Here is a 6,189-nt window from a genome sequence, read left to right as displayed (position 1 = left end):
CAGGAGCCGAAGAACGCGCTCGTGAAGCAGTATCAGCGCCTCTTCGAGATGGAGGACGTCCATCTGACCTTCCAGGACGAGGCGCTCTCGGTCGTGGCCCGCAAGGCGATCGAGCGGAAGACCGGCGCCCGCGGGCTCAGGTCGATCCTCGAAGGAATCCTTCTGGACACGATGTACGATCTGCCGGGGCTCGACTCGGTCGAGCAGGTCGTGATCGGCCCCGAGGTGGTCGAGGGCAAGACGCGGCCGCTCTTCATCCATGGCGATCGCGGGCAGGAGCCCGCCAAGGAGAGCGCGTAGCGCGGGTCGGGGCTCGGACCGCAATCCGGTCCGGCATGCTCGGAGCCGCCGCTCCCGAGAGGTTGCTTCGGCGCATCGCCGGAGCGCGGGCTGGTGTGGGTCGCGTGAGCCGCGTAGGGGCGATCGGCCCGGCGAAGCTGCGGCGTATGGTTGCTTGAAAGCGGCTCCGCTCTTCGCCACCTTACTCTCTGCGTGTCACGCGTACGCTCATGTTCGAGGTGCGTAAGCTGCGTGCCGGGCGCAACCGACCGAGGGTCGGCGTGAGCGTCTCGGCGTTCCGTCCACGAGCCTGCTCATGCGAGAGGCGTCGGGGGCGTCGTCACAAGGATCTCCTTTGATGTCAGACCAGAAGACACGCCAGCCGGTTCAGCCTGGTACGGTCGGCACCTACGCGGTGCTCCCGCTCCGAGACATCGTCGTCTTCCCGCATATGATCGTGCCGCTCTTCGTCGGCCGCGAAAAGTCGATCCGTGCGCTCGAAGAGGTCGTGAAGGGTGACCGCCACATCCTCCTCGCCACGCAGCAGAATGCGACCGACGACGATCCGGCGACGGACACGATCTACAATGTCGGAACGCTCGCCTCCGTGCTGCAGCTGCTGAAGCTGCCGGACGGCACCGTGAAGGTGCTGGTCGAGGGCGCGAGCCGGGCCAAGGTGAATCGCTACACCCGCACCGAGGATTTCTACGAGGCCGAGGCCGAGGCGCTGGCGGATGGCGCGAGCGATCAGGTCGAGGCCGAGGCGCTCGCCCGCTCGGTCGTGTCCGAGTTCGAGAACTACGTGAAGCTGAACAAGAAGGTGTCGCCCGAGGTCGTCGCGGCCGTGACGCAGATCGAGGACCCCTCGAAGCTCGCCGACCAGATCGCCTCGCATCTCGCTGTCAAGATCTCCGACAAGCAGGAGGTCCTCGCGACCTCGACCGTCGCGCAGCGCCTGGAGAAGGTGCTGGGTCTCATGGAGAGCGAGATTTCCGTGCTCCAGGTGGAGAAGCGCATCCGGACCCGCGTCAAGCGGCAGATGGAGAAGACCCAGCGCGAATACTACCTGAACGAGCAGATGAAGGCGATCCAGAAGGAGCTGGGCGACGGCGAGGACGGCAAGGACGAGCTGGCCGAGCTGGAGGAGCGGATCGAGAAGACGAAGCTCACCAAGGAGGCCCGCGAGAAGGCGCGCGGCGAGCTGAAGAAGCTCCGCCAGATGTCGCCGATGTCGGCCGAGGCGACGGTGGTCCGCAACTATCTCGACTGGCTGCTCGGCATCCCGTGGAGCAAGCGCTCGAAGATCAAGAAGGATCTACTGGGCGCCCAGGTGATGCTCGATCACGACCATTTCGGTCTCGAAAAGGTCAAGGAGCGGATCGTCGAATATCTCGCCGTGCAGCAGCGCACCAACAAGCTCGCCGGGCCGATCCTCTGCCTCGTCGGCCCTCCGGGCGTCGGCAAGACTTCGCTCGGCAAGTCGATCGCGAAGTCGACAGGCCGCGAGTTCGTTCGCATGTCGCTCGGCGGCGTGCGTGACGAGGCCGAGATCCGTGGTCACAGGCGGACTTACATCGGTTCTCTGCCCGGCAAGATCATCCAGTCGATGCGCAAGGCAAAGACCTCGAACCCGCTCATCCTGCTCGACGAGATCGACAAGATGGGCATGGATTTTCGCGGCGACCCGTCGGCGGCGCTCCTCGAGGTGCTCGACCCCGAGCAGAACCACACCTTCAACGACCATTACCTCGAGGTCGATTACGACCTGTCGGATGTGATGTTCGTGACGACGGCGAACACGCTGAACATCCCCCCGGCTTTGCTCGACCGCATGGAGGTGATCCGCATCGCCGGCTACACGGAGGAGGAAAAGGCGGAGATCGCCCGCAGGCACCTCGTCCCGAACGCGCTGAAGAAGCACGGACTTTCGGACAAGGAATGGTCGATCGACGACGAGGCGATGCTGGAGCTGGTCCGGCGCTACACCCGGGAGGCCGGTGTCCGGAATCTCGAGCGCGAGCTGTCGAACCTGATCCGCAAGGCCGTGAAGGAGATCATCATCTCCAAGGTGAAGAGCGTCGAGGTCACGATCGCGAACCTCGCCGGCTATCTCGGGGTGCCGAAATTCCGGTACGGCGAGGTGGAGGACGAGGATCAGGTCGGCGTCGTCACGGGCCTCGCCTGGACCGAGGTCGGGGGCGAGCTGCTCACGATCGAGAGCGTCATGATGCCCGGCAAGGGCAAGATGACGGTCACGGGCAACCTTAAGGACGTGATGAAGGAATCGATCTCGGCGGCGGCCTCCTATGTTCGCTCGCGGGCGCTCGATTTCGGCATCGAGCCGCCCCGGTTCGAGCGGCGCGACATCCACGTCCACGTGCCGGAGGGAGCGACCCCGAAGGACGGACCGTCGGCCGGCATCGCCATGGCGACTTCGATCGTCTCGGTCTTCACCGGCATCCCGGTCCGGCGCGATCTCGCCATGACCGGCGAGGTCACGCTGCGGGGCAGGGTGCTTCCGATCGGCGGGTTGAAGGAGAAGCTCCTGGCGGCGCTGCGGGGCGGCATCAAGAAGGTGCTGATCCCCGAGGAGAACGCCAAGGATCTGGCCGACATCCCGGACTCCGTGAAGAACGGGATGGAGATCGTGCCGGTCTCGCGCATGGAGCAGGTCCTCACCCACGCTCTCATCCGCATGCCGGAGCGGATCGAGTGGGAAGAGCCGGCGGTGTCGCCGATCAAGCCCGCCGCGGGTGAGGATGACGCCGCAGGCGTCGTCGCCCACTGACATGGACCCTCGGCGGCTGAAGCCGCCGGGTTCGTCCAAGAGGCTCCCGAGCGAAGGCTCGGGAGCCTTTTTCACGTCGGGTTTGGCGTAAGGCTCGCGCAAGGGCACCGGCCGAGGCAAACGCCGTGGCTCGTGGCCTCCCGCCCCTGTCCGTGCTATCGGCCGCGCACGGGCGGTTAGCTCAGCCGGTAGAGCATCTCGTTTACACCGAGAGGGTCGGCGGTTCGAACCCGTCACCGCCCACCAGCAGCAATGGCGGAGGCGAGCGAAGGCGGGGTCACCGCGCCGCGGCCGAGCCGGCGACCGACCCGCGGCGGCCTTGCGACGCAGGGAGACGGCCGTCGTCATTCCGCACCAGACGGCGGACGGCCCGTCGCGCAGGCATCACGCTCTTCTGGTGAGAACGATCCGCGGCAACGCCCCACGAACGAAGCCGTGTGAGACGCTCGCTTCGAAGTCGCCGGCCAGCACGCCCACGTCGTGCAGCAGCGCCCGTATCGCCTCCCGGGCATCGCCCTTGAACTCGTACAGGACGGCATCGACCTCGGCCTCGGTCGGGAATGCCCCTTGGTCGTCTGGCGGAGCGTCGGCCATGGCTGTCCTCGAAATGGAACATAATAGGAACAAGCCCCCAAACGAGTCGAGTCCCGTAGGTGCGCCCGATCTGTCGCACTGCGTGCCGCACTCGCCGTTCGGCGGCTCGTCGTGCGGAGCTCCACCGCAACTCTGCCCCGTTGCGCCGACGGCCAGGGGTGCCGCTCGTCGATGTCGGCCCGCAAGCAAAGATCGGCGCCAGCTGGATTTTGGTCGGAACGCGCAGTGACGTGGGAGAGCGGTTCGACGGCCCGGTTCGGCGGTCCGAAATCCTCAGCGAGCCTGCATCCCGAGGCGCGGCCGATGTTGACAGGCTGGGCCCCGAAACCTAAACCCCGCGCTCCCGCCGCATGCGGCGGGAGGATGCGGGCGTAGCTCAGTTGGTTAGAGTGCCGGCCTGTCACGCCGGAGGTCGCGGGTTCGAGTCCCGTCGCCCGCGCCAGTGCCTCGTGGCGCTGCCCTGCATCGTATTCTCCTGAACCCGTGGCCGTGACTGTTCGGCCGAAGCTTGAGCGCTCGACCTCGGGATAGGACTTCGCACAGCCCGCCTTGACTGGCTGGACGGCGACTTCGTGGGGATACTGGCAGCTCGCATTAACATTGCTGCGACGTGGCAGGTGACCTCGGCCCTAAAATGTCGTCTGGACGAGGAGGAACTTGGCTGCTCCACGCCGCGTTATGGCCAAGTTCGATCCTGATCACCGCCCGGAGTTTCCCTTGTCCACCCCGTCCACGATGCGCTCCGCGTCCCTCGCCGGCGTCGCCTTCATCGGGGCGCTGTTCGCGGCCATGCCCGCCCAGGCAGGGTTGTTCGACTTCCTGTTCGGCGGAGACGGCTTTCGGCAGCCGCCGCCGCCGCAATACCTCCCGCCGCAGGCCCCGATCGACGTTCGGGTGAATCCGCGGCGCAGGGCACCGGGCTCGTCCGCCTCGAAGCCGACGATGGAGCGGGCCGTCGAGCGCAAGCCGGTGATTTCGAAGCCCATCGATCCGGTTGCCCGTCCGAACTGGTTCCTCGAAGACCCGACGTTGCGGCGCGGCGACATCGTCGTGCTGAAGGGCCAGGTCCTGGTCTTCAACGGCGCGCGTGGCGCAGTGACGCCAGCGGCCTTCACGTCGCTCGACCGGTCTTCCCTCGTCTCGCGGGCGGAGAAGACCCGGATCGAGAAGATGGCGGACACGACCGGGCCGGCGGTGGAACCCGTCGCCAAGGCGGCGCCGAACAAGGCAGCCGCCCTCGTCGCGACCGAGTAGGCGGGGGCTTGGCCGGCAACACGCCGGCCGAACTTCACGCCATGAGGCGGTCGCCTCGCCCGAGCGGATCCGGCAGCGCCTCTCCGTCCGGCGTGAAAGCCAGTGAGACCGAGTTGATGCAATAGCGTAGCCGCGTCGGCGCCGGTCCGTCGGGGAAAACGTGTCCCTGGTGGCTGTCGCAGCGCGCGCAACGCGTCTCGACCCTGGTCATGCCGTAGCTGCGATCCGTTATCGAGAGAACATGCGCCTCGTCGATCGGGGCGAAGAAGCTGGGCCAGCCGGTCCCGCTCTCGAATTTCGTCTCGGCGCGAAAGAGCGGCAAGCCGCATTCGCGGCAGCAATAGACCCCCTCCTGCTCGTTGTTCAGCAAACCGCCGCAGAATGGCGCTTCCGTGCCGTGCTGGAGCAGGACGCGCTTTTCCTCTTCCGAGAGGTCGGCTTCGAGCCGACGGCGCTCCTCCGGGGAGGGCGGGGTGAGGTCGAAGCCCGCCTGCGAGGTCGTGGGCCGGGGTGCCTCGGCAGCCTCGGGGGCGGGATCGCGTCGGAACAGGTCGAGAATGCTCATGGCGGTGCAACGCGCGACACCGCCGGCCGGTTCGACCGGCGGCATTTGTGGCGATCGGCCAGCCCTCAGTCGATCCCGGGCAGGTCGAGCCCATGCTGGCGGGCGCAGGCGAGCGCGTCCTCGTAGCCGGCATCGGCGTGGCGCATCACGCCCGTCGCGGGGTCGTTCCACAGCACGCGCGCGATCCGGCGCGCCGCCTCGGGCGTGCCGTCGCAGCAGATCACCATGCCGGCATGCTGCGAATAGCCGACCCCGACCCCGCCGCCATGGTGGATCGAGACCCAGGTCGCGCCGGACGCGCAATTCAGGAGCGCGTTGAGGAGCGGCCAGTCCGAGACCGCGTCCGACCCGTCCCGCATCGCCTCGGTCTCCCGGTTTGGCGAGGCGACGGAGCCCGAATCGAGGTGGTCGCGCCCGATCACGACCGGCCCGATCTCGCCCCTCGCCACCATCTCGTTGAAGGCGAGGCCGATCCGGTGCCGGTCGCCGAGCCCGACCCAGCAGATCCGCGCCGGCAGGCCCTGGAAGCGGATGCGCTTCGCCGCCATGTCGAGAGCCAGGTGTGGAGATGCGCGTCGTCCGGCATCAGCGCCTTCACCCGGGCATCGGTCTTCGCGATGTCCTCGGGATCGCCGGAGAGCGCCGCCCAGCGGAACGGCCCGACGCCCCGGCAGAAGAGCGGCCGGATATAGGCCGGCACGAAGCCCGG

At 67.3% G+C, this 6,189-nt stretch carries 4 protein-coding genes, 2 tRNA genes and 2 pseudogenes; 5 read left to right on the top strand and 3 right to left on the bottom strand.

Going from position 1 to position 6,189, the window contains the following annotated elements; translation table 11 throughout:
- The 3 genes and pseudogenes from ACFE87_RS24560 to ACFE87_RS24550 form a co-directional block, all read left to right on the top strand.
- A pseudogene (locus tag ACFE87_RS24560) lies at positions 1–300 on the top strand (ATP-dependent Clp protease ATP-binding subunit ClpX); the annotation flags it as partial.
- A 337-nt stretch (positions 301–637) separates the two neighbouring features.
- Entirely contained in the window at positions 638–3,067 is a 2,430-nt protein-coding gene (gene lon, locus ACFE87_RS24555; protein WP_375462283.1) for an endopeptidase La, read from the top strand.
- Between the two features lie 170 nt (positions 3,068–3,237).
- Positions 3,238–3,313: transfer RNA gene (locus ACFE87_RS24550), tRNA-Val, on the top strand.
- A gap of 138 nt (positions 3,314–3,451) precedes the next feature.
- Here the strand turns inward: ACFE87_RS24550 and ACFE87_RS24545 are convergent.
- Positions 3,452–3,661, bottom strand: a complete 210-nt coding sequence (locus ACFE87_RS24545) for a hypothetical protein (protein WP_375462282.1) — start codon at positions 3,659–3,661, stop codon at positions 3,452–3,454.
- A gap of 365 nt (positions 3,662–4,026) precedes the next feature.
- Here ACFE87_RS24545 and ACFE87_RS24540 point away from each other — a divergent pair.
- Positions 4,027–4,103 (top strand) — tRNA-Asp (locus ACFE87_RS24540).
- Positions 4,104–4,378: 275 nt separating this feature from the next.
- Positions 4,379–4,915, top strand: a complete 537-nt coding sequence (locus ACFE87_RS24535) for a hypothetical protein (RefSeq protein WP_375462281.1) — start codon at positions 4,379–4,381, stop codon at positions 4,913–4,915.
- 34 nt (positions 4,916–4,949) lie between these two features.
- Here ACFE87_RS24535 and msrB read toward each other — a convergent pair whose 3' ends face one another.
- Both msrB and ACFE87_RS24525 read right to left on the bottom strand, forming a co-directional pair.
- Positions 4,950–5,480 (bottom strand): peptide-methionine (R)-S-oxide reductase MsrB, encoded by a 531-nt coding sequence (gene msrB, locus ACFE87_RS24530; RefSeq protein ID WP_375462280.1) that lies wholly within the window; start codon positions 5,478–5,480, stop codon positions 4,950–4,952.
- Positions 5,481–5,545: 65 nt separating this feature from the next.
- Positions 5,546–6,189, bottom strand: a pseudogene (locus tag ACFE87_RS24525) (urocanate hydratase); the annotation flags it as partial.

Source organism: uncultured Enterovirga sp. (assembly GCF_964242715.1).
Lineage (GTDB): Bacteria > Pseudomonadota > Alphaproteobacteria > Rhizobiales > Beijerinckiaceae > Enterovirga.
This window is presented reverse-complemented; position numbering and strand designations above follow the sequence as displayed.